The 21,500-nt window shown below is 73.2% G+C and carries 23 protein-coding genes; 17 read left to right on the top strand and 6 right to left on the bottom strand.

Features of this window, described 5'->3' with window-relative positions:
* Positions 1 to 30 precede the first annotated feature (30 nt).
* Positions 31 to 300 carry a hypothetical protein gene (locus QCD68_RS11495; RefSeq protein WP_301223106.1) on the top strand — a complete coding sequence of 90 codons (270 nt, stop codon included), beginning with the start codon at positions 31 to 33 and terminating at the stop codon, positions 298 to 300.
* A gap of 64 nt (positions 301 to 364) precedes the next feature.
* Positions 365 to 562, top strand: coding sequence for a hypothetical protein (locus tag QCD68_RS11490; protein WP_301223105.1), 198 nt, complete (start codon positions 365 to 367; stop codon positions 560 to 562).
* 34 nt (positions 563 to 596) lie between these two features.
* Here the strand turns inward: QCD68_RS11490 and QCD68_RS11485 are convergent, their stop codons facing one another.
* Entirely contained in the window at positions 597 to 1,535 is a 939-nt protein-coding gene (locus QCD68_RS11485; RefSeq protein ID WP_301223104.1) for an aldo/keto reductase, read from the bottom strand.
* A 90-nt stretch (positions 1,536 to 1,625) separates the two neighbouring features.
* Positions 1,626 to 2,240 (bottom strand): CG0192-related protein, encoded by a 615-nt coding sequence (locus QCD68_RS11480; protein ID WP_301223103.1) that lies wholly within the window; start codon positions 2,238 to 2,240, stop codon positions 1,626 to 1,628.
* Between the two features lie 36 nt (positions 2,241 to 2,276).
* Between QCD68_RS11480 and QCD68_RS11475 the strand changes: the two genes are divergently transcribed.
* Entirely contained in the window at positions 2,277 to 3,131 is an 855-nt protein-coding gene (locus QCD68_RS11475; RefSeq protein ID WP_301223102.1) for a putative RNA methyltransferase, read from the top strand.
* Positions 3,132 to 3,152: 21 nt separating this feature from the next.
* Here QCD68_RS11475 and QCD68_RS11470 read toward each other — a convergent pair whose 3' ends face one another.
* The 3 genes from QCD68_RS11470 to QCD68_RS11460 form a co-directional block, all read right to left on the bottom strand.
* Positions 3,153 to 4,067, bottom strand: coding sequence for a hypothetical protein (locus QCD68_RS11470; RefSeq protein ID WP_301223101.1), 915 nt, complete (start codon positions 4,065 to 4,067; stop codon positions 3,153 to 3,155).
* 40 nt (positions 4,068 to 4,107) lie between these two features.
* Complete coding sequence (locus QCD68_RS11465) at positions 4,108 to 4,902, bottom strand: hypothetical protein (RefSeq protein WP_301223100.1); 795 nt, start codon at positions 4,900 to 4,902, stop codon at positions 4,108 to 4,110.
* A gap of 75 nt (positions 4,903 to 4,977) precedes the next feature.
* The gene (locus QCD68_RS11460) at positions 4,978 to 5,397 is read right to left on the bottom strand and encodes a VOC family protein (protein WP_301223099.1); all 420 of its coding nucleotides are present in this window, start codon (positions 5,395 to 5,397) and stop codon (positions 4,978 to 4,980) included.
* A 99-nt stretch (positions 5,398 to 5,496) separates the two neighbouring features.
* Here QCD68_RS11460 and QCD68_RS11455 point away from each other — a divergent pair, with 99 nt between their 5' ends.
* From QCD68_RS11455 to QCD68_RS11420, 8 genes are all read left to right on the top strand, one after another.
* Positions 5,497 to 6,489, top strand: a complete 993-nt coding sequence (locus QCD68_RS11455; protein ID WP_290155756.1) for a helix-turn-helix transcriptional regulator — start codon at positions 5,497 to 5,499, stop codon at positions 6,487 to 6,489.
* Positions 6,490 to 6,722: 233 nt separating this feature from the next.
* Positions 6,723 to 6,812, top strand: coding sequence for a potassium-transporting ATPase subunit F (locus QCD68_RS11450; RefSeq protein WP_111074018.1), 90 nt, complete (start codon positions 6,723 to 6,725; stop codon positions 6,810 to 6,812).
* Positions 6,812 to 8,494, top strand: coding sequence for a potassium-transporting ATPase subunit KdpA (gene kdpA / locus QCD68_RS11445; protein ID WP_301223098.1), 1,683 nt, complete (start codon positions 6,812 to 6,814; stop codon positions 8,492 to 8,494). Before QCD68_RS11450 ends, kdpA begins: the two co-directional genes overlap by 1 nt.
* Positions 8,494 to 10,635: a potassium-transporting ATPase subunit KdpB gene (gene kdpB / locus QCD68_RS11440; RefSeq protein ID WP_301223097.1), complete on the top strand. Its 2,142-nt coding sequence runs from the start codon at positions 8,494 to 8,496 to the stop codon at positions 10,633 to 10,635. Before kdpA ends, kdpB begins: the two co-directional genes overlap by 1 nt.
* Before the next feature lie 2 nt (positions 10,636 to 10,637).
* Positions 10,638 to 11,243, top strand: coding sequence for a potassium-transporting ATPase subunit KdpC (gene kdpC, locus QCD68_RS11435; protein ID WP_301223096.1), 606 nt, complete (start codon positions 10,638 to 10,640; stop codon positions 11,241 to 11,243).
* Positions 11,244 to 11,366: 123 nt separating this feature from the next.
* A complete protein-coding gene (locus QCD68_RS11430) occupies positions 11,367 to 13,859 on the top strand; it encodes an ATP-binding protein (RefSeq protein ID WP_301223095.1) in 2,493 nt (830 codons plus the stop codon).
* Positions 13,856 to 14,545 (top strand): response regulator, encoded by a 690-nt coding sequence (locus tag QCD68_RS11425; protein ID WP_221848983.1) that lies wholly within the window; start codon positions 13,856 to 13,858, stop codon positions 14,543 to 14,545. Before QCD68_RS11430 ends, QCD68_RS11425 begins: the two co-directional genes overlap by 4 nt.
* 260 nt (positions 14,546 to 14,805) lie before the next feature.
* Entirely contained in the window at positions 14,806 to 15,300 is a 495-nt protein-coding gene (locus QCD68_RS11420; protein WP_301223094.1) for a helix-turn-helix domain-containing protein, read from the top strand.
* Between the two features lie 37 nt (positions 15,301 to 15,337).
* Here the strand turns inward: QCD68_RS11420 and QCD68_RS11415 are convergent, their stop codons facing one another.
* On the bottom strand, positions 15,338 to 16,162 hold the full coding sequence (locus tag QCD68_RS11415; protein ID WP_301223093.1) for a LuxR C-terminal-related transcriptional regulator: 825 nt from the start codon (positions 16,160 to 16,162) through the stop codon (positions 15,338 to 15,340).
* A 113-nt stretch (positions 16,163 to 16,275) separates the two neighbouring features.
* Here QCD68_RS11415 and hxlB point away from each other — a divergent pair, with 113 nt between their 5' ends.
* The 6 genes from hxlB (at position 16,276) to QCD68_RS11385 (ending at position 21,331) form a co-directional block, all read left to right on the top strand.
* The gene (gene hxlB, locus QCD68_RS11410) at positions 16,276 to 16,848 is read left to right on the top strand and encodes a 6-phospho-3-hexuloisomerase (protein ID WP_221848980.1); all 573 of its coding nucleotides are present in this window, start codon (positions 16,276 to 16,278) and stop codon (positions 16,846 to 16,848) included.
* Between the two features lie 20 nt (positions 16,849 to 16,868).
* Entirely contained in the window at positions 16,869 to 17,498 is a 630-nt protein-coding gene (gene hxlA / locus QCD68_RS11405; protein WP_301223092.1) for a 3-hexulose-6-phosphate synthase, read from the top strand.
* 249 nt (positions 17,499 to 17,747) lie between these two features.
* Positions 17,748 to 18,425, top strand: coding sequence for a response regulator transcription factor (locus tag QCD68_RS11400; RefSeq protein ID WP_204606670.1), 678 nt, complete (start codon positions 17,748 to 17,750; stop codon positions 18,423 to 18,425).
* Complete coding sequence (locus QCD68_RS11395) at positions 18,418 to 19,794, top strand: sensor histidine kinase (RefSeq protein WP_301223091.1); 1,377 nt, start codon at positions 18,418 to 18,420, stop codon at positions 19,792 to 19,794. The genes QCD68_RS11400 and QCD68_RS11395 overlap by 8 nt, the downstream gene beginning before the upstream one ends.
* A gap of 98 nt (positions 19,795 to 19,892) precedes the next feature.
* Complete coding sequence (locus QCD68_RS11390) at positions 19,893 to 20,525, top strand: PepSY domain-containing protein (RefSeq protein ID WP_301223090.1); 633 nt, start codon at positions 19,893 to 19,895, stop codon at positions 20,523 to 20,525.
* A gap of 44 nt (positions 20,526 to 20,569) precedes the next feature.
* A complete protein-coding gene (locus tag QCD68_RS11385) occupies positions 20,570 to 21,331 on the top strand; it encodes an alpha/beta hydrolase (protein WP_301223089.1) in 762 nt (253 codons plus the stop codon).
* Positions 21,332 to 21,500 lie beyond the last annotated feature (169 nt).

Raw genomic sequence — 21,500 nt, 5'->3', positions numbered from 1 at the left:
TCGTTCACCTCGGCGGAGCACACTCGACGCATGTCGATGAGCGCACCGTTCGATCCCCAGCAGCAGGGCAGCGACGTCCCCGTGGACGGCTCCGACCAGGACGAACTCGAGGTGGAGGAGTCCCGCGGGACGGCCTCGGGCTCCGAGCCGTCCGGAGCCGACGTCACCGGAGCGGACGCGACCGGCGACGCGGTGGACTCCCCGGTCCGGCACGACGACGAGGACGAAGCTGGCGGCGGCCCGGTGTTCCGGCGCCCCCAGCCCGGCGACCGGTTGCACGCGGACGACCTCGACGGCTAGTCAGCTCGACGGCTGGACAGGTGACGTTGCGGGGACTCCCGGGTCTGCCGTGCATGCTCGTCGGATGTCGATGAGCAGCGCGTTCGACCCGTCGAAGGGTCTCGCCATCCCCGAGGAACAGGTCACCGGCGACGGTCTCGAGCTCGACGAGGACCCGGCAGTGCTCGGGATCCAGTTCGAGGTCGTGTCCGGCGGCACGGCGGACCCCGCGGCAGCCCTGCCCCCGCGCGAGCCGGGCGAGGACGACGCTCCAGCGGGCTGAGGCTGCGCCGGAGCGTCGTCCACGGCGGCGACCGTCAGGGGACGGTGTGCCCCGCGGCGGTCAGGACGCGGTACCACTCCTCGCGGGACAGCTCGACGTCGGAGCCGGCGGCCGAGTCCCGGACGCGCTGCGGGTTCGTCGTGCCGAGGACGACCTGGAAGTGCGCCGGGTGCCGGGTGATCCACGCCACGGCGATGCCGGTCGGGGTGACGCCGTGCGCCGCGGCCAGTTCCTCGAGCACGTCGTTCAGCTCGGCGTACTGCTCGCGGTCGCCCAGGAAGACCCCGTCGAAGAAGCCCTTCTGGAACGGCGACCAGGCCTGCAGCGTCACGTCGTTGAGCCGCGAGTAGTTCAGGATGTCGTTGTCGCGGTCGATCGCCTGGTCGAGGCCGCCCATGTTCGCCACGAGGCCCTGGGTGATGACGTTCGCGTGCGTGATGCTCAGCTGCACCTGGTTGAACGCGAGCGGCTGCTGCACGGACTTCTTCAGCAGCTCGACCTGCCCGGGGGTGTGGTTCGAGACACCGAAGTGGTGCACCTTGCCGGCGGCGCGCAGTTCGTCGAAGGCCTTCGCAACCTCCTCCGGCTCGACCAGGGCGTCGGGGCGGTGCAGGAGCAGGACGTCGATGTAGTCGGTGCGGAGGGCGGCGAGCGACTCCTCGACCGAGGACAGGATGTGCTCGTACGAGAAGTCGAAGTACGCGCCGTTGTCCGTCGGCCGGATGCCGACCTTGGTCTGCAGCACGATCTCGCCGCGCTCCGCCGGGGTCAGCACGACCGCCGCACCGAACCGCTCCTCGCAGCCGTGCCAACCGCCGTACACGGCCGCGTGGTCGAACATGGTCACGCCGGCGTCGCGCGAGGCGGCGTACAGCGACCGGATGTCCTCGTCGCTCATGTCGTTGATCCGCATCAGGCCGACGACGACGTCGGATGCGGTGAGGTCCGTCTGTGGCAACTCCAGTGTCTTCACCCGACCGATCCTGCCAGCGGCCACCCGGGTGAGCCAGGCCCTGGCCGTACCCGCCAGCGCAGGGCGGACTGCCCCGCCAGCGCAGCCGGTCTACGGCAGCAGCACTGCGACGACCGCCGAGCCGTCGGCGCCCCAGCCTGCCGTCAGGGTCGCCCCGGCGGGGACGTCGCTGCCGAGCACCCGCAGCACGGCGAGCGTGCCGTGGTCGGTCGTGACGGTGGTGACCGAGCCGTCGGTGCGGGCGTCGACCGTCGTGACCGTCGGCGACGTCTGCTCGGTGCCGTCGCCGGACGCCCGGCCCTCCTTCTCGAGGGTGCCCGGCCCGGAGGCCCGCTCGAGTTCCGCCTCGTGGCCGCCGGTGGCGATCGCCCGCCGCAGGACGTCGGCGTACACCGGGTCGCCGACGGCGTCGTAGACCCATCGGTGGCCGAGGACCGAGTGCTCCATCTCGGTGACGAGGAACGCCTCGGCACCGGCGAGCGGCGCCCCGCGGTAGGTCAGCGGCACGTGCAGCACGGGGCCGTCGCCGGCGCGCACGAGGTACGTCTCCACGCCGACCTCACCGTCCGGGTCGTCGAACCGGAAACGCCCGACCTGCTCGACCGTGGTGCCGGCGGGGACTGCGCTCCACGGCTGTCCGGGCAGCCAAGCGCTGATGGCGTCGAGCTTGCCGGGGGTGAGAGTCGCTTCGTGGATGACGGCCATGACGGCAACCTACCGGCACGCCCGTACCCTGGACCGGTGCGCGACGACCTGCTGCCCGTGCTCGCGTGCCCGGTGTGCACCGAGCTGCTCGCCCGCACCGCCCCGGGCCAGGCCGGCTGCCGGAACGGGCACCGCTACGACGAGGCGAAGCAGGGCCACCTGACGCTGCTGCCGGCCAGGCGCCGGGCACTCACCGCGGACACCCCGGCGATGGTCGACGCGCGTCTGCGCTTCCTCGGCCGCGGACACTACGCCCCGGTCGAGCGGGCGCTCACCCGCGTGGTCGGCGAGGCGACCGCGCCGGGCGTGGTCCTCGACGTCGGCTCCGGCCCCGGCACCTACCTCGCCCACACCCTCGACGGTGCCGGCGACGACTCTGCCGGCGACGACACCGCCGTCGCCGGTCCGGCCGGGAGGCTCGGGGTCGCCCTGGACCTGTCGGCCGTCGCCGTCCGCCGCGCGGCTCGCATCCACGCGCGCGTCGGGGCCGTCGTCGGGGACGTGACCGAGCGCCTCCCGGTCGTCGACCGAGCCGCGGCCGTCGTGCTCGACGTCTTCGCCCCCCGCAACCAGCACGAGTACGCCCGGGTGCTGCACCCTGCGGGCGTGCTCGTCGTCGTCACGCCCCGGGCCGGCCACCTGGCGGAGCTCGCGGCGGCGACGATCAGCGTCGACCCCGAGAAGGAGCGGCGTCTGCACGACAGCCTGACCCCGGCGTTCACGCTGCGGTCGAGCGAGGACCTGACGTGGACGATGGCGCTGACGGCCGAGGACGTGCACGACGTCGTGCACATGGGGCCGAGTCACCACCACGTGGCACCCGACACCGTGTTCGCGCCGGAGTCGGTGACGGCCGCGGTGACCGTCAGCACCTGGGTGCCCGTGGTCTGAGTGACGGGCTGCGGTCCGCGGTCAGACGGCCGATCCCGGGCGCTGCCGGGGGTGGCGTCCGACCTGGGCCTCGTACAGCCGACGCGCGACGAAGCCGAGGCCCGCGCCCGCCATCCCCGCGGTCAGGGACACGGGCAGCCCGTGCACACCGGCCGCACCCCAGGCGTTGAACAGGATGCCCCACTGCGCGGCGGCGACCGGCGCGCCGCCCACCGCGTACCGGCTCTGCGTCATCCCGTTCCACCACCCGGTCGGCACCGCCCACGCCAGGGCCAGCGTGACGAGCAGCAACCACGCGGGCAGCGTGCTGGGCGCCGGGAGCACGAAGAACAGCAGGGAGAAGACGAGCAGCCCGACGCTGGCCACGCCCGACGGTACGAGGGACGCCCGTTCCGACCGGGTGAGCGGCGCCGGGCGTCGGGGGCGGCTCCGGTCGACGAGCTGCTGCTGTGGACACGGGGGCGCGGACGGACGCCGTCGTCCGACCAGGAGCCAGCGGACCTGGATGCCGACCATCCACCCGGCGACCATGCCCACGATCCCTGCGAACACGGCCCCGGGGACAGCTGGTCCGAACGTCAGCCCGGCGACGAAGAAGCTCACGACGATGACGGGGACGCCGATGAGCGGTGGTGCGGCGGCCACCACCAGGGCGCCCCAGACGACACCGCCGGCGATCCCGGTCAGGGCGACGGGGAGCCCGGCCACATCGAGGTCGCCGGGGTCGGCCGCGCTGCCGTAGAGCAGGCCGGAGGCGACGGCGACGAGCGCCACCCACCACCCCAGCAGCGGGACGGGCCGCCCGCGCCAGTCCATCTGCAGCCGGAGCGCGCGGCGCAGGTCGCGCCGCTTCCGGAGCTTCCGCGCCCGGGCCTTCCGCGCCCGCGCGACTTCCTGCTCCGGCCCTGGTCCCACCGCGGCGCCCGTGTCCCCCATGCCACCAGCATGCCGGTCCGGACGCTCCCGGGATCGTCGGTCAGTACTTCGGCGCGTCCGGGCCCTGCGCGTTCGGCCCCGGCGTCTCGGGCGTGGGCCACGGCTCGGCGGGTCCACGCTGTGCGGGCCAGCCCTGCGGTGCAGCGCCCGGGTACGGAGCGCCCTGTGCCGGAGCGTTCTGTGCCGGAGCATTCGGTGCCGGCCAGCCCGGTGCCGACGCGTTGGCTGCCGGCCAGTTCGGAGCCGGGGTGGCTGCGCCCGCGTAGGCGATCCACGCCCAGGGTGCGCGTTGGGCCAGCCAGGCCTCGAGGTCGGGGTAGCCGATCGCGATCGAGACCGTGTCGAACAGCACGGTGCCCTCGGCGTCCCGCGCCTGGATGCCCCCGTACGGGCCGGTCCAGGGGCGGATCGACGCGATGGCGGTGTGGTGCACCTCGCGTTCGGCCCGGAAGCCCTTCCGCACGATCAACCGGTCCGGCAGCGCGTCGATCCGCGTCCGTGCCAGCGCGCCGGCGAGCAGGACGAACGCGACACCGGCGAGCAGGGCGACCCCGCCCGTGATCCCCACGGGCAGCGCGTCCGGTTCGTCGGTCGACGTGACCCCGGCGAGCAGCAGCACCGCGCCGACGACCGCGAGGAGGATGCCGACCGTCCGCAGGATCACCCGCTGCCACCGTCTCGGCCGCACCGTGAACAGTGCGTCCGGTGCTGCTCCGGCGAGCACACGCTGGTGCTTCCGCTTCCGGTCCCCCCGACGGATGGCCGACGTCACGACCACCGGGACGGCGGCGGCGAGGACGAAGGCGATGGTCACGGAGGTGATCGTGATCCCCATGCGGTCAGCGTACGGACCGGCGGCGGTCGCGTCCGCCGACGGTCCGTACCGCCCCGCTGTCTGGCTCGGGCTCGGTCAGCCCTGCTGCGCCGGCACGTCGAGGGCCCAGACGACGCCGAACCGGTCACGGAGCTGCCCGGCGAGCGGCGACCACGCCGAGGCTCCGAGCGGCTGCCGCACCTCGGCACCCTCCTGCAGGCCCGCCCACACCGCGCGGATCTCGTCCTCGTCCGTTCCGGACAGGTAGACGTAGGAGCTGTTCGTGCCCTGGTCGTAGGGCTGTCCGGGCCACACGTCGAACGCCATCACGCGGACGCCGCTCGCCGAGGACACCTGCCCCCAGACGACCCGGTCCGCCCAGACCGGGTCCGCCACGGCGCCGCTCTGCCCGTACGTCACGAGGACCGGCTCGGTCCCGAGGGCCGCGCCCCAGAACGCCAGGGCCGCAGCGGCCTGTCCGTCGAAGTTCACGTGGGGCGTGGTGGTGATGGTCATGTCGACTCCTCGTCTGCGAGGACCGGTCGTCCTCGTCACGAGGAGCATGGCGGCAGATGCGGTCAGATCGTGTCCGCTCCTCCTGGCATGCTCGGGGGCATGCCCACCCCGTCCTCCCGCATGCTCGCGCTGCTGTCCCTCCTGCAGGTGCGCCGCGAGTGGTCTGGACCCGACCTGGCCGGGCGACTCGACGTCAGCCCGCGGACCGTCCGGCGGGACGTCGACCGTCTCCGCGAACTCGGCTACCGGGTCGACGCGCTGCGCGGACCCGCCGGCGGCTACCGGCTGTCCGCTGGGTCCGACCTGCCGCCGCTGCTCTTCGACGACGACCAGGCCGTCGCGATCGCCCTCGCGCTCGCCGTCGCCCCGGCGTCCGGCGCGGACATCGCCGAGGCGGCCACCCGCGCCCTGACGACGGTCCGGCAGGTGATGCCGTCCCGGCTGCGCCACCGCATCGACGCCGTCCAGGTCGTCACCACGCCCGGTTCGGTCGTGGTCGACCCGGGCGTGCTGGTCGCCGTGAGCGAGGCGGTCCGCACCCGTACGGTCCTCCGCTTCGGGTACGCGCCCGCCTGGCCGCCGGGAGCGGAGGACGACCGGCCACCCCGCCGTGTCGAACCACACGCACTCCTCGCGCGGAACGGCCGCTGGTACCTGCTCGCCTGGGACACCGACGCGGGGGACTGGCGCACCTACCGGGTGGACCGCATCCTGCCGAAGGTGCCCACGGGTCTCCCGTTCGTCCCCCGGGACGTCCCGGGTGGCGACCCGTCCGCGTTCGTCGCGGCCCGCTTCCGGGGCACCGGGCCGTCCGACGTGGGCCCGGCCGACGGTGGGCCCGCCTGGCCGTGCGTCGGTACCGCGGTGCTGCAGGTGGACGCGCGCACGATCGCGCCGTACCTCACCGAGGACGCCGTCCTGGAGGCCCTCCCTGACCACACCTGTCGTCTCACCGCCGGCTCGTGGTCGTGGCCAGCCCTCGCGGCGCAGTTCGCCGGCTTCGACGCCGACTTCGTCGTCACCGGCCCCGACGCCCTGCGGGACGCGGTGCAGCAGGTGGCCGACCGTCTCCGGTCCGCCGCTCCGGAGTGAGCCGTTAGGGCGGTGCACGCGTCAACCACGGGGCCGTGAGGGAACCGTTAGGACCGTCGGTCGCGACCCCGACCGGAGCCACCATCGGACTGCACCACAACCGGTGCGGTCCACGGCAGCTGCCGCGGGCACCTCGATCTCCAGGAGTCCCACGTGTTCGACGTCTTCGTCGTCGCCGGTGTCCTCGCCGTGTTCGGCGTGGTGGCACTGATCGCCAAGGGGGTGGAGCGGCTGTGATCGCCATCACCATCGCCGCCGCCGTCCTCGGCCTCGCCGCTGTCGTGTACCTCGTCTGGGCGCTCGTCCGCCCCGAGAAGTTCTGATGGGCGTCGCGCAGACCTGGGCCGGCATCGCCCAGGTCGCCCTCCTCGTGCTGCTCCTCGTCGTGGCCCACCGGCCGCTCGGCGACTGGATGGCCCGCGTCTTCACGAGCACCCACCACGGCCGCATCGAGCGAGGTGTCTACCGTCTGATCGGTGTCGACCCCGACGCCGAGCAGTCGTGGGCCGCGTACCTCCGTGGCGTGCTGCTCTTCAGCGTCGCCGGACTGCTCCTCGTCTACCTGCTCCAGCGCATCCAGGTGGTGCTGCCGGGTGACCTCGGCCTGCCCGCCGTCGGTCCCGCGCTCGCGTTCAACACGGCGGCCTCGTTCGTCGCGAACACGAACTGGCAGTCGTACTCGCCCGAGGCCACCGTCGGCTACACCGTGCAGATGGCCGGCCTGGCGGTGCAGAACTTCCTGTCCGCCGCCGTCGGTCTCGCGGTCGCCGTCGCCCTGGTGCGCGGGTTCGCCCGTCGGAAGTCCGGCACGCTCGGCAACGTGTGGGTCGACGTGGTCCGCGGTACCGGGCGTCTGCTCCTGCCGCTGGCGTTCGTCTCCGCACTCGTGCTCGTCGCCGGCGGCATCATCCAGTCGTGGGGCGCCGGCACCGACGTCAGCACACTGGCCGGTGGCACCCAGCACATCCCGCACGGCTTCGTCGCCTCGCAGGAGGCCATCAAGGAGCTCGGCACCAACGGCGGTGGGTACTTCAACGCCAACTCGGCCCACCCGTTCGAGAACCCGCAGGCGTGGACGAGCCTCTTCGAGGTCTTCCTCATGCTCGTCATCCCGTTCTCGCTGCCCCGCACCTTCGGCAAGATGGTCGGCGACACCCGCCAGGGCACCGCGATCGTCTCCGTGATGAGCGGCATCTTCCTGGTGTCCCTCGCCGCGATGTCGATCGCCGAACTCGCCGGTGGCGGGTCCGCCACGCACGCTGCCGGAGCCGCGATGGAGGGCAAGGAGGTCCGCTTCGGCATCCTCGGCTCGACGCTCTTCGCCACCGCGACGACCTCGACGTCCACCGGCGCCGTGAACGCCCTGCACGACAGCTTCACCCCGCTCGGCGGCATGATGGCGCTGATCAACATGATGCTCGGCGAGGTCACCCCGGGCGGTGTCGGGTCCGGCCTGTACGGCATGCTCGTGCTCGCCGTCATCACGGTCTTCATCGGTGGTCTGCTCGTCGGCCGCACGCCGGAGTACCTCGGCAAGAAGATCCGCGCCAAGGAGATGACCTACGCCGCGCTGTACATCCTGGTCACTCCGACCGTGGTGCTCACCGGTACGGCCCTGTCGCTCCTGATCCCCGGCGTCCGCGAGCAGGTGCTCGGTACGTCGCTCTTCAACCCGGGCAACCACGGCCTGTCCGAACTGCTCTACGCGTTCACCAGCGCCGGCAACAACAACGGCTCGGCCTTCGGTGGCCTGACCGCGAACACGACGTGGATGAACTCCGCGCTCGGCGTCGCGATGCTGCTCGGCCGCTTCGTGCCGATGGTGTTCGTCCTGGCGCTCGCCGGGTCGCTGGCCAAGCAGGACAAGGTGCCGGCGACCGTCGGCACGCTGCCCACGCACCGGCCGCTGTTCATCGTGCTCCTGGGCGGCGTCGCCGTCATCGTCACCGCACTCACGTACTTCCCGGTGCTCGCACTGGGCCCGCTCGCAGAAGGACTGTCCTGATGACCACCCTGACTCCCGAGACGGAGCAGCACACCGCTGAGCAGCCGGGCCGACGCTCGTCGGCCTTCGGACCCCGCCAACTGGCGGCGGGCCTCCCGGGTGCGTTCCGCAAGCTGGACCCCCGGCTGATGTGGAAGAACCCGGTGATGTTCATCGTCGAGGTGGGGGCCGCCCTGACGACGGTCACCGCCGTCGTCGAGCCCTTCACCCGGTCGGGAGGCGCGGCCGACTCCGGCGCGCCCGTCCCGTCTTCCTTCACCATCGCGATCGCCGTCTGGCTCTGGCTGACGGTCGTCTTCGCGAACCTGGCCGAGTCCGTCGCCGAGGGGCGCGGCAAGGCGCAGGCCGAGACGCTCCGCAAGACCCGTTCGACGACCAGCGCCCGCCGCGTCGTCGGCTACTCGGCGTCCGACCCGGCCGCACTGTCCACCGCCACGGAGGACGTCGCCTCGGTCGACCTGGCGAAGGGCGACCTGGTGGTCGTCGTCGCCGGCGAGGTGGTCCCCGGTGACGGAGACGTCGTCGACGGCATCGCCTCGGTCGACGAGTCCGCCGTCACGGGTGAGTCCGCTCCGGTGATCCGCGAGTCCGGCGGCGACCGCAGTGCCGTGACCGGCGGTACCCGGGTGCTGTCCGACCGGATCGTGGTGCGCATCACCTCGACCCCGGGCGAGACCTTCATCGACCGGATGATCCGCCTGGTCGAGGGCGCCGCCCGCCAGAAGACGCCGAACGAGATCGCGCTGAACATCCTGCTCGCGTCGCTGTCGATCGTCTTCGTGATCGTCTGCCTCACCATGCAGCCGATCGCCGGCCTGGTCGGCTCGACGGTCAGCATCACGGTGCTCATCGCGCTGCTCGTCTGCCTCATCCCGACCACCATCGGGGCGCTGCTCTCCGCGATCGGCATCGCCGGCATGGACCGGCTCGTGCAGCACAACGTCCTGGCGATGTCCGGCCGTGCGGTCGAGGCCGCCGGCGACATCACCACGCTGCTCCTCGACAAGACCGGCACCATCACGTACGGCAACCGCCGCGCCTCCCGGGTCGTCCCGGTGCCGGGCGTGACCGAGCCGGAGCTGATGGCCGCCGCGGCGCTCTCGAGTGCCGCCGACGGCACGCCCGAGGGCCGCTCGATCGTGGACCTGGCGCTCGCCGCCGGGGTCTCCACGCCCCTCCCGGCCGGCGGGGTCGAGGTGCCGTTCACGGCGCAGACCCGGATGTCCGGCGTCGACCTGCCCGACGGGTCCTCGGTCCGGAAGGGTGCTGCTGCGGCAGTGCTCGCCTGGGCGGACACCCGCGACGCCGGTGTCACCGCGGCGATCGACGCGACCGTCGCGGAGATCTCCGACCAGGGCGGCACGCCGCTCGTCGTCGGCCGTCGTGACGCTGCCGGCACCGTCCAGCTGCTCGGCGTCGTGCACCTCAAGGACGTCGTGAAGGACGGCCTGGCCGAGCGGTTCACCGAACTGCGCAGCATGGGCATCCGCACCGTGATGATCACCGGCGACAACCCGCGCACCGCCAAGGCCATCGCGGCCGAGGCCGGCGTCGACGACTACCTCGCCGAGGCCACCCCGGAGGACAAGCTCGCGCTGATCCGCCGCGAGCAGGAGGGCGGCAACCTCGTCGCCATGACCGGTGACGGCACGAACGACGCACCGGCCCTGGCGCAGGCGGACGTCGGCGTGGCGATGAACACCGGGACGACCGCGGCCAAGGAGGCCGGCAACATGGTCGACCTGGACTCGGACCCGACGAAGCTCATCGACGTCGTCCGGATCGGCAAGCAGCTGCTCATCACCCGCGGTGCGCTCACCACGTTCTCGATCGCCAACGACATCGCCAAGTACTTCGCGATCATCCCGGCGATGTTCCAGGCGACGTTCCCGGGCCTCGGTGCGCTGAACATCATGCACCTGCACTCCCCGGCGTCGGCGATCCTGTCGGCGATCATCTTCAACGCGCTCGTCATCGTGGCGCTCATCCCGCTGTCCCTGCGTGGCGTCAAGTACCGCGCAGCCTCGGCGTCGTCGATCCTCGGCCGCAACCTGCTCGTCTACGGGCTCGGCGGCGTCATCGTCCCCTTCATCGGCATCAAGTTGATCGACCTCGTCGTCGGTCTCATCCCGGGGTTCTAGTCATGGCTTCCTCTTCTCGCTCCTTCCTCCGCTCCACCGGTGTGGCCGTGCGGCTCACCCTCCTGGCCACCGTCGTCCTCGGCGTCGGCTACCCGCTCGCCGTTTGGGGTGTCGGCCAGGCCGCCTTCCACGACCAGGCCAACGGCTCGATGGTCACCGACTCCTCCGGCACCACCGTGGGCTCGTCGTTGATCGGGCAGTCGTTCACCGGCAAGGACGCGGCCCGCTGGTTCCAGTCCCGCCCCTCGGCCGCCGGCGAGCACGGGTACGACGCGAACGCCTCGTCCGGGTCGAACCTCGGCCCGTCGAACCCCGACCTGACCAAGGCGATCGACGAACGACGTGCCGCGATCGCGAAGGCCGACGGCGTGCCCGCGTCCGAGGTCCCGGCGGACGCGCTGACGGCCTCCGGCTCCGGGCTCGACCCGGACATCAGCCCGGAGTACGCCCGCTTGCAGATCGCCCGTGTGGCCGCGGCCCGCGGCGTCTCCGAAGCCCGGGTGCGTGCCCTGGTCGCCGAGCACACCGAGTCCCGGCAGCTCGGGTTCCTCGGTGACCCGGCGGTCAACGTCCTCGAGCTGAACCTGGCGCTGGCGAAGCTCGGCTGACCCCGGTGTCGATCGGACCCGCACAACCAGAACCCGTCCGAACCACGGGCAACCGCGGTTCGAGCTGGACGAGGTTGTGCGGGTCCGGTTCGCGCCAGGCCCCGAGCAGGAGAGGATGAGCGCGTGAAGCGAGGGAAGCTGCGGGTGCTGCTCGGTGCGGCCCCCGGCGTGGGCAAGACCTACACGATGCTCGAAGAGGGCCGCCGGATGGCCGAACACGGCCGCGACGTGGTCATCGCCGTCGTCGAGACCCACGGCCGCGCCGCCACCGCCGCCCTCGTCGACGGGCTCGAGGTCGTCCCCCGTCGCACGGTCGAACACCGCGGGGTCGAACTCGACGACATGGACCTCGACGCCGTCCTGGCCCGCCGACCCGAGGTCGCCCTGGTCGACGAACTCGCGCACTCGAACGCCCCCGGCAGCCCGCACGAGAAGCGCTGGCAGGACGTCGAAGCCCTGCGTGCCGCCGGCATCGACGTCATCTCGACCGTGAACGTCCAGCACATGCAGTCCCTCGGTGACGTCGTCCGCGAGATCACCGGCACCGTCCAACGCGAGACCGTCCCCGACGCCGTCGTCCGCGCCGCCGACCAGATCGAGGTCGTCGACCTCTCCCCGCAGGCCCTCCGCGACCGGCTGTCCGACGGGCTCGTGTACCCGGCCGCCCGGATCGACGCGGCCCTGTCGAACTACTTCCGCCTCGGCAACCTCACCGCCCTCCGCGAGATCGCCCTGCTCTGGCTCGCCGACGAGGTCGACGACGCTCTCAAGCGCTACCGCGCCGAACACGGCATCGCGAACCGGTGGGAGACCCGGGAGCGCGTCCTGGTCGCCCTGACCGGCGGCCCCGAGGGCGAGACCCTGCTCCGCCGCGGAGCCCGCATCGCCGCCCGCTCGGCCGGCGGAGAGCTCGCCGCCGTGCACGTCACCACCAACGACGGCCTGCGCGAACGGCACCCGGGCGCCCTCGGCAAGCAGCGCGCCCTGCTCGAACAGCTCGGCGGCACCTACCACCAGGTCGTCGGCGACGACGTGCCCACCACCCTGGTCCGGTTCGCCCGGTCGGTCGACGCGACCCAGATCGTGATGGGCATCAGCCGTCGCAGCCGACTCGCCGCCGCCCTCACCGGGCCGGGCATCGGCAGCACCGTCATCCGCGAGTCCGGGGACATCGACGTGCACGTCGTCACCCACGAGCGCGCGGGCGGCGGCTTCGCGCTGCCGAAGCTCGGCGGCAGCCTGTCCCGCTCCCGGACCGTGGCGGCGTTCCTGCTCGCCCTGGTCGCCGGCCCCGTCCTGACCTGGCTCCTCAGCCTGACCGACGACCCCGACTCGATCACCGTCGACGTGCTCGCCTACCAGCTGCTCGTGCTCGTCGTCGCGCTGATCGGCGGCATGCTGCCCGCCGTGTTCGCCGCCGTCCTGTCCGGGCTGAGTCTCGACTTCTTCTTCGTCCGACCCCTGCACCAGGTCACCGTCCAGCAGCCCTGGCACCTGTTCGCCCTCGTCATGTACGTCGTCAGTGCGGTGCTCGTCAGCTTCGTCGTCGACCGCTCCGCCCGCCGCTCCCGTACGGCACGCCGGGCCGCCGCCGAGTCCGGGCTCCTCGTCGGGATCGCCGGCAGCGTCCTCCGCGGGGACGACGCCCTCCAGGCCCTCGTCGAGCGCACCCGCGAGGCCTTCGGCTTCGCCGGGGTCCGGGTCCGTCAGGGCGACGAGGTGCCGGCCACCTCGGGGACGTTCGGCGACGAGCCGGACGCGGCCACGACCCTCCCGTCCGGCGCCGTCCTGGAGTTCGCCGGCGCGCCCGACGACCCCACCCAGCGACGGCTGCTGCGCGTCGTCGAGCAGCAGCTCGACGCCGCCCTGGAACACCGCGCCCTCACCCGCACCGCCGTCGACGCGGAACGCATCGCCGCCGTCGACCGGGTGCGGAGCGCCATCCTGGCGGCCGTCAGCCACGACGTGCGCCGGCCGATCGCCGCCGCCAGCGCCGCCGTCCAGTCCCTCCGCGCACGCGACGTGCGGTTGAGCGAAGCCGACCGGGAGGCGCTCCTCGCGACCGCCGACGAGAGCCTCCGTCAGCTGGCGGTCCTGTTGGCCGACCTGCTCGACGTCAGCCGTGTACAGGCCGGAGTCCTCGCCGCCGCCCCCGTCCCCACGGCACTCGACACCGTCGTCGCGCCCGCACTCGACGAACTCGAACTCGGCCCGGAGGACGTCGACCTCGACCTGCCCGCCGAACTGCCGCCGGTCCTCGCCGACCCGGTACTGCTGCAGCGCGTCGTCGTGAACCTGCTCGCCAACGCCGTCCGCTACTCACCCGACGGCGAGCGCGTCCGGATCGCGGCGAGCGCCTTCGCCGGCAGGGTCGAACTCCGTGTCGCGGACCGCGGCCCCGGGATCCCCGAGGACCGCCGCGAAGACGTGTTCCAGCCGTTCCAGCGGCTCGGGGACACGGACAACGAGACCGGACTCGGACTCGGCCTGGCGCTCGCGCGCGGGTTCACCGAGGGCATGGGCGGCACGATCGAGGTCGACGACACCCCCGGCGGTGGGCTCACCGTCGTGGTGCGGCTGCCGATCGCGGGACACCTGGGAGTGGTGGGCAGATGAAGGTCCTGATCGCGGACGACGACGTGCAGCTGGTGCGGGCGCTCGCCGTGACGCTCGGTGCCCGGGGCTACGACGTCGTCACCGCCCGCGACGGTCGGGCCGCCATCGACGCCGTGATCACCGAGCGGCCGGACATCGTGCTGCTCGACCTCGGCATGCCCCGGCTGGACGGCATCGGGGTGCTCGAGGGCATCCGCGGGTGGTCGCAGGTGCCGGTGCTGGTGCTGTCCGGGCGGACGGACTCGAGCGACAAGGTGGACGCCCTGGACGCCGGCGCGGACGACTACGTGACGAAGCCGTTCCAGATGGACGAGCTCCTGGCACGGTTGCGCGCCCTCGGTCGGCGCCGGGCTCCGGCGGGCGGGGCCGAGGCCGCGCCGACGATCCGGATCGGGGCGCTCGTGGTGGACCTCGTCGCGAAGCAGGTCACCGCGCCCGACGGACCCGCGATCCGGCTGACACCGACCGAGTGGCGGCTGCTCGAGGTCCTCGTGACGAACCCCGACCGGCTGTTGACGCGCGAGATGCTCCTCACCGAGGTGTGGGGTCCGACGCACGGCACCGACTCCGGGTACCTGCGGCTGTACATGGCGCAGCTCCGGCGGAAGCTCGAGCCGGAGCCGTCGCACCCGCGGTTCCTGGTCACCGAGGCGGGGATGGGCTACCGGTTCGCGCCGGCCGGCTGATCCGCCGCTGCGTCGCGGTGCCGTGGCGCGTGGCACGTGGCACGTGGCACGTGGCGCGTGGCGCCGATCGGACCCGGACAACCGTGTCCCGCTCGCGCCGCGGCATCCCCTGGTTCGAGCGGGATGCTGTTGGGCGGCGACGTCCGGCGACCGTCCGTAACGGGTGATGCGGCACTGTCGGGAGGCTGTCGGGTCGCTGTCGTGCAGGTGGCGGGTCCCTGTCGTGGTGCGGATCGGCGCCGTTCCCTAGCGTTGCCCCCATGAACGACATGCGGATCACGGAGCTGCGACGACTGCGCGGCTGGACCCAGGAACGACTGGCCGAGGAGAGCGGCATCGCGGTGCGGACGATCCAGCGGGTCGAGGGTGGGAACGACGCCAGCCTCGAGTCGCTGTCCTCGATCGCCCGGGCCCTCGAGGTGCCGGTGCGCGAGCTGTTCGCCGCCGACGGCCTCACCCTGCTGAAACCCGACGTGCAGGGGCTCGACGACCGGACGGCGGCGGACCAGGACCGGCGGGACGCCTTCGGCCGCAGCTGGCGGTACCTCTACTCGGGCGTCGGCATCGCCCTGGCGTTCCTGACGATCGCGCTCATCGCCAGCCGGGTCTGGCCGGGCGTCACGATCCTGCTGCTCGGGGCCTACTGGGTGGTCGGGTCGCTCGTCGGACGGTTCCTCATGACGACGGTCATCGACCCCTGGCTCGACCGCCGCTACCCGCTGTCCCGGTCGCGTCGGTCGGTGGCGTCTTCCTGATCCGCCGACCGCCGGGCCGCCGCTGCCGCGCCGCCGCTCAGCCGGTGTGGGCGTGCGCCGCGAGCTCCGCCCGGGTCCGGGCACCGTGCTTCCGGAGCAGGTTCGCCACGTGGTACTTCACCGTGTTCACGGTGATGCCGAGGCCGTCCGCGATCTCCCGGTTCCCGACCCCGGTCGCCACGAGCCGCAGCACGTCGAGTTCGCGGGGCGTCAGGTCCGAGTCCTCGGGGGCCGGGGCGGAGGCGACGGGCGGGTCCAGCGGCACGGTCACGTCGATCACGGATCCCCACCCGGGCGTCGAGTCGACCCGCATCTGCCCGGCCAGCGCTGCGACCCGTTCGGCGATCGGCCGCATCGCGTCGTCCTGCACGTCGTGCGTCCCGGCGCCGTCGTCGCGGAGCTGCATGAGCAGGTTCCGGCCGTCGCAGTCCCACTGGATGCGGACCCGGTTCGCCCGGCCCTCGTCCACGAGGGTGAGCACCGCCGTCCGCACCACCGCCCGGGCAGCGTGGGCGACGTCGCCGGGCAGGGCGCGACCGTTCGCAGGCGGCTCGACGAACTGCACGTCCAGGTCACCGAACCGGACCAGGGGGCGCAGGTCGGCCCGCAGACGCGAGAACGCCCCGGCCACCGGCTCGAGCAGGACCTCGCGCTGCCGGTCCGTCGACGTCCGCAGGTCCACGAGTGCCGCCGAGGCGATCTCGACCGCCTCGGCCCGGGCGGCGGCGTCGCCCACCCGGGGTGAGCGGAGCACGGCCAGCACGGACTCGAGCGTGAGCGTGTGCCGGTCGGCCTGGTCGGCGAGCAGGCGAGCGTGCTCGGCGGGGGTGATCCGGGCCTCCCGGCCGGGCTGCGTGTCCATCTGGACGAACCTACCCGCCCTGCCCGTCCGCGAACGGGGAGCCGTCCGAACGGGTGGGACGCCCGCCGTGTCGGGTAGCGGCACCCGCAGGTGCGGGGGAGCACTGTTGTTGCATGACCACACACACGCTCGCTGCCGCGCTCGACCTCGTCAGCCACGAACTCGACGACCTCGTCGACGGCGTGGCCGAGGGCGACCAGGCGGCTGCCGACCGGGCACTCGACCTGCTTGACGGCGCCGAGCGCGTGTTCGTGCACGGCGCCGGACGCTCCGGGCTCGCGCTGCGGATGACCGCGATGCGGCTGATGCACCTCGGGCTCGACGTCCACGTCGTCGGCGAGGTCACGACCCCCGCGATCGAGTCCGGCGACGTCCTGCTCACCGCGAGCGGGTCCGGCACCACCGGCAGCATCGTGCAGGCCGCACGGACCGCCGTGGACGTCGGCGCACAGGTCGTCGCCGTGTCCACGACCGCGTCGTCGCCGCTCGCCGAACTGGCCGAGGTCACCCTCGTGCTGCCGGCCGCGACGAAGACCGACCGCTCCGGAACGGCCTCGGCCCAGTACGCCGGCGGCCTCTTCGAGCAGGGCGTCGTCCTGCTCGGTGACGCACTGTTCCACGCGCTGTGGCAGCGCAGCGGACACTCCGCCGACGACCTCTGGCCGCGGCACGCCAACCTCGAATGACCCCTTCGGAAGGAACCACCATGCAGCTCCAGTTCGCCATCGACACCCTCTCCACCGAGACCGCCCTCGAACTCGCCGCCGCGGCAGCCCCGCACGTCGACATCCTCGAGCTCGGCACCCCGCTCGTGAAGAGCGCCGGCGTCGCCGCCATCACGGCGATGAAGGAAGCCCACCCGGACAAGATCGTGTTCGCCGACCTCAAGACGATGGACGCCGGTGAGCTCGAGGCCGACATGGCGTTCCAGGCCGGTGCCGACCTCGTCACCGTGCTCGGCGTCGCCGGGGACAGCACCATCGTCGGTGCCGTCAAGGCCGCGAAGAAGCACGGCAAGGGCATCGTCGTCGACCTGATCGGCGTCCCCGACAAGGCCGCCCGTGCCCGTGAGGTCACCGAGCTCGGCGTCGAGTTCGTCGAGGTGCACGCCGGCCTCGACGAGCAGGCCGAAGAGGGCTTCACCTTCGACACGCTGCTCGAGGAGGGCAAGGCCTCGGGCGTGCCGTTCTCGATCGCCGGTGGCGTGAAGGCGTCCTCCGTCGCTTCCGTCAAGGCCGCGGGCGCCCGTGTCGCCGTCGCCGGCAGCGCGATCTACAGCGCCTCGGACGTCGGCGCTGCCGCCGCCGAGATCCGCGCTGCGATCGACGCCGCGTAGTCCTTCCGCAAAACGCAACGTGGGCGGTTCCACGCAGCGGTACTCCGTTGCGTGGGGCCGCCCACGTCGCGTTCCGCGGGCGGACGATGCCGCTGTGTCCTCGAAGCGCCGCGATGTCCCCGAGACGCCTCCGAATCCGGGGGCGTCTTGTGCGGTCCGGGGCGTCTCCGGCTGACGGGGGCGTCTCGGCAGCCGGAGGCCCGTGGCCGGCTTCAGCGGCGGTTCAGGCCGCCCGGCCATGCTCGGACGATGCGCGTGCTGGTGGTCGACGACGAGGTCCGGCTCGCCGAGGGCATCCGGAACGGACTGCAGGCCGAGGGCTTCGCCGTGGACGTCGCCCACGACGGCGTCGACGGGCTCTGGTACGCCCGCGAGAACCCGTACGACGCGATCGTCCTCGACCTGATGATGCCCGGCATGAGCGGCTGGAAGGTCTGCGAGACCCTCCGCGCCGAGCAGGACTGGACCCCGGTCCTCATGCTCACCGCCAAGGACGGCGAGTGGGACCAGGTCGACGCCCTCGACGCCGGCGCCGACGACTACGTGACGAAGCCGTTCTCGTTCCCGGTGCTGGTCGCGCGTCTCCGTGCGCTCGTCCGGCGCGGGTCCCGGGAACGGCCCACGGTCCTCCAGGCCGGTGACCTGCGTCTGGACCCGGCGGCGCGACGGGTGTGGCGGGGCGAGGTCCTGCTCGACCTGACCAGCCGGGAGTTCACGGTCCTCGAGTACCTGATGCGCCACCCCGGCCAAGTGCTGTCGAAGCGCGACGTCATCGCGAACGTCTGGGACGACGACTTCACCGGTGACCCGAACATCGTCGAGGTGTACGTCGGGCACCTCCGCCGCGCGGTCGACCGCCCGTTCGGCCGGAACGCCATCGAGACCGTCCGCGGGGCCGGGTACCGCCTCGACGCCGACGGTGGCTGAACGCACCGCTCGGTCGCGCCGGCCCGCGTCGATCCGCGCACGCGCGACGGGAGGCGCGGCCCTCGTCGTCCTCGTCGCCCTCGTCATCGGGGCGGTCGCCTTCGTCGGGGTCCTCCGCACCTCGCTCACCGACGGCGTGCGGACCGCCGCCGAGCAGACCCTCGACGGCCTGAGCAGCCGGGTGGAGGCCGACGGCGCACCCGCAGTGGAGGCGGAGGACGACGACGTGCTCGCCCAACTGCAGGACGCCGACGGCCGGGTGCTCGCCCGCGCCGACGACAGCCCTGCCCGGCCGCTCGACACCGCCGAGGAGTCCCGCTCCCGGCACGACGGCGAGCGGTGGCTGCTCGTCGCCGACGACGTCGACCTGCCGGACGGCAGCGAGGGCACCCTGGTCGTCGGCGCGCCCCTGGAGGACGCCGACGCCGCCGTGCGGACCGTCACCGTCCTGCTGGTGGTGGCGGTGCCCGTCGTCGTGGCGCTGATGTCGCTCGTCACGTGGTTCGTCGTCGGCCGGGCCCTGCGCCCCGTCGACCGGATGCGCCGCGAGGTCGACGCGGTCGAGGGCACGAACCTGCACGCCCGCGTCGACGAGCCGGGCTCCGGGGACGAGGTCGACCGGCTCGCCACGACCATGAACCGGATGCTCGGGCGGCTCGAGGCATCACAGCAGGCGCAGCGGCAGTTCGTCTCCGACGCCTCGCACGAGCTGCGTTCCCCGCTCGCGACGATCCGGCAGCACGCCGAGGTCGCCCGTGCGCACCCGGAAGTCACCGGCACCGCGGACCTCGCGGACGTCGTCCTCGACGAGGGCGCCCGGCTGCAGGAGCTCGTCGAGTCGCTGCTCCTGCTCACCCGCGTCGACGAACGCGGCCGCGACCGGGACCGGGCGGTGGACCTCGACGACCTCGTGTTCACCGAAGCATCCCGACCACGTTCCGTCCGCGGGACGGACGGAGCGGCCGTGCGTTCGGACGGCCGCGCGGCCGTCCGGGTGGACGTCTCCGACGTGACCCCGGCCCGGGTCCGCGGCGACGACCGGTTGCTCGGCCGGGTGGTGCGGAACCTCGTCGACAACGCGGTCCGGCACGCCGAGCGGACGGTCGTCGTGGGGCTCGGGACGGCGGACGGCAGCGCGGTGCTCACCGTGGACGACGACGGGCACGGTGTCCCCGAAGCCGACCGGTCCCGCGTGTTCGAACGGTTCGTCCGGCTGGACGAGGGGCGGGCGCGGGACGCCGGCGGCTCCGGGCTGGGGCTCGCGATCGTCGACGCCGTCGTCCGGGGGCACGGCGGCGGCGTCGTGGTGTCGGCAGCGCCCGGCGGGGGAGCACGGTTCACCGTGCGGCTGCCGCTCCTGCACGACTGAACGGGCGGGCACAGGCACAGGCGCAGGCCCGACCGGCACCAGGCGTCGCCCCAGGTCGCTTCAGGTCTGCTTCAGTGCCCGTTGCCCAGGGTGGTCACATGCAGACCACGACGAAGACCACCGCCCGCCGCATCGCCCTCCTCACCGCACTCCCGCTCGTCGGTGCCCTGGCGCTCGCCGGCTGCTCGTCGGACGACGACGACCGCGACGACGTGGCCGCACCGGCAGCCTCAGCACCGGCAGCCTCCGCCCCGTCGGTTGCGTCGGACGGCAGCAGCAGCGCCGCCACCGCCGGCAACGACGCCCTCCCGACCGCCGCCGCGACCGCCCGGAAGGCCGTCGGCTCCGGCACCGTGACCGCGATCGAGCAGGAGGCCGGCGGCACCTCGTGGGAGGTCCTCGTCGTCACCGCCGACGGCCGTGAGCAGGAGGTCCACGTCGACGCCGACGGCCGGCGCACCACGGCCGGTCCGACGAAGGAGACCTCGGACGCGGACGACGTCGCCGAGGCGAAGCGGTTCGTCGGTGCCGCCGACCTGTCCGTCGCCCAGGCGGCCTCCGCCCTGACGAAGACCGTCTCCGGCACCGTGACCGAGCTCGGCCTCGACGACCACGCCGGCGCGGTCGTCTGGGAGGGCGACGTCCTCGACGCGTCCGGCACGAAGCACAGCATCCGCATCGACGCCGGCAGCGGCGAGGTCGTCACGAACACGGTCGACACCGACGACTGACCCCCGCGTCGTGCGGGTCAGGCGGTGGCAGTAGCGTCGGCGGCGTGAGCACCGACGGACGAACCACCCCAGCCCCCCGCCACCGCGTGCTGCGGATCGGCGGGTGGGTCCTGGCCGTCCTGCTCGTGCTGGTCCTGGTGTTCCTCGTCTGGGCGCACATCGTGATGCAGGGCACCCGCTCGGCCGCCCTCACCGTCTGGCGCGACGACCGGGTGTCCGTCCGTGACGCCGGCGACTCCGTCGTGATGACCCCGACGGGCACCCCGGACGGCGTCGGCGTCGTGTTCGTCCCCGGCGCGAAGGTCGACGCCTACGCCTACATGGCGACCTTCCGGCAGGTGGTCGCCGACGGCACGACGGTCGTGATCACGAAGCCGACCCTCAACCTGGCGTTCTTCGACACCCGGGCCCTCTCGGTCTTCCAGGCGCACGCCCCCGGGGTCCGCACCTGGGCCGTCGGCGGCCATTCCCTCGGCGGCGTCCGCGCCTGCCAGCTGGCCGACGGTCCCGACGTCGCCGGCCTCCTGCTGCTCGGCAGCTACTGCGCGAACGACCTGTCGGCCACCGACCTCGACGTGCTCAGCGTCTCCGGCTCGCGCGACGGCCTGTCGACGCCGGACAAGGTCGCCGCCGCCCGCGACGAACTCCCGTCAGACGCCACGATGACGCAGGTCACCGGCGCGAACCACGCCGACTTCGGCGCGTACGGGGCGCAGCCGGGCGACCGGACGGCGACGATCAGCCCCGACGAGGCACGGCGGGCGATCACCGCCGCGATCGAGAGCTGGGTGCGCGACCTGCGCTGACGCGCACGGGCCAGCGCACGTACAAGGGTCAGCGCGCGGGCCCGGGCTGCGTGGCGGACGTGGGGGGGGGGGCCCCGCCCGGCCCGGGGGCCCCCCCCCCCCCCCCCCGGGGCCCCCGCCCCCCCCCCCGGGGGGGGGGGGCCCCCCCCCCCGCCCGGGCGCCCCGAAA

The organism is Curtobacterium sp. PsM8, from assembly GCF_030433875.1.
Taxonomy (GTDB): Bacteria; Actinomycetota; Actinomycetes; order Actinomycetales; family Microbacteriaceae; genus Curtobacterium.
The sequence above is the reverse complement of the archived record's forward strand: the minus strand, read 5'-3'. Positions and strand labels throughout refer to the sequence as shown.

Bases quoted from the DNA above. Each gene is read 5' to 3' on its own strand.
- kdpA (WP_301223098.1), top strand. From the start codon at position 6,812: ATGGGCGTCGCGCAGACCTGGGCCGGCATCGCCCAGGTCGCCCTCCTC.
- QCD68_RS11390 (WP_301223090.1), top strand. From the start codon at position 19,893: ATGCAGACCACGACGAAGACCACCGCCCGCCGCATCGCCCTCCTCACC.
- QCD68_RS11425 (WP_221848983.1), top strand. From the start codon at position 13,856: ATGAAGGTCCTGATCGCGGACGACGACGTGCAGCTGGTGCGGGCGCTC.
- hxlB (WP_221848980.1), top strand. From the start codon at position 16,276: ATGACCACACACACGCTCGCTGCCGCGCTCGACCTCGTCAGCCACGAA.
- QCD68_RS11460 (WP_301223099.1), bottom strand. From the start codon at position 5,397: ATGACCATCACCACCACGCCCCACGTGAACTTCGACGGACAGGCCGCT.
- QCD68_RS11420 (WP_301223094.1), top strand. From the start codon at position 14,806: ATGAACGACATGCGGATCACGGAGCTGCGACGACTGCGCGGCTGGACC.
- QCD68_RS11480 (WP_301223103.1), bottom strand. From the start codon at position 2,240: ATGGCCGTCATCCACGAAGCGACTCTCACCCCCGGCAAGCTCGACGCC.
- QCD68_RS11400 (WP_204606670.1), top strand. From the start codon at position 17,748: ATGCGCGTGCTGGTGGTCGACGACGAGGTCCGGCTCGCCGAGGGCATC.
- hxlA (WP_301223092.1), top strand. From the start codon at position 16,869: ATGCAGCTCCAGTTCGCCATCGACACCCTCTCCACCGAGACCGCCCTC.
- kdpC (WP_301223096.1), top strand. From the start codon at position 10,638: ATGGCTTCCTCTTCTCGCTCCTTCCTCCGCTCCACCGGTGTGGCCGTG.
- kdpB (WP_301223097.1), top strand. From the start codon at position 8,494: ATGACCACCCTGACTCCCGAGACGGAGCAGCACACCGCTGAGCAGCCG.
- QCD68_RS11470 (WP_301223101.1), bottom strand. From the start codon at position 4,067: ATGGGGGACACGGGCGCCGCGGTGGGACCAGGGCCGGAGCAGGAAGTC.
- QCD68_RS11415 (WP_301223093.1), bottom strand. From the start codon at position 16,162: ATGGACACGCAGCCCGGCCGGGAGGCCCGGATCACCCCCGCCGAGCAC.
- QCD68_RS11455 (WP_290155756.1), top strand. From the start codon at position 5,497: ATGCCCACCCCGTCCTCCCGCATGCTCGCGCTGCTGTCCCTCCTGCAG.
- QCD68_RS11495 (WP_301223106.1), top strand. From the start codon at position 31: ATGTCGATGAGCGCACCGTTCGATCCCCAGCAGCAGGGCAGCGACGTC.
- QCD68_RS11465 (WP_301223100.1), bottom strand. From the start codon at position 4,902: ATGGGGATCACGATCACCTCCGTGACCATCGCCTTCGTCCTCGCCGCC.
- QCD68_RS11490 (WP_301223105.1), top strand. From the start codon at position 365: ATGTCGATGAGCAGCGCGTTCGACCCGTCGAAGGGTCTCGCCATCCCC.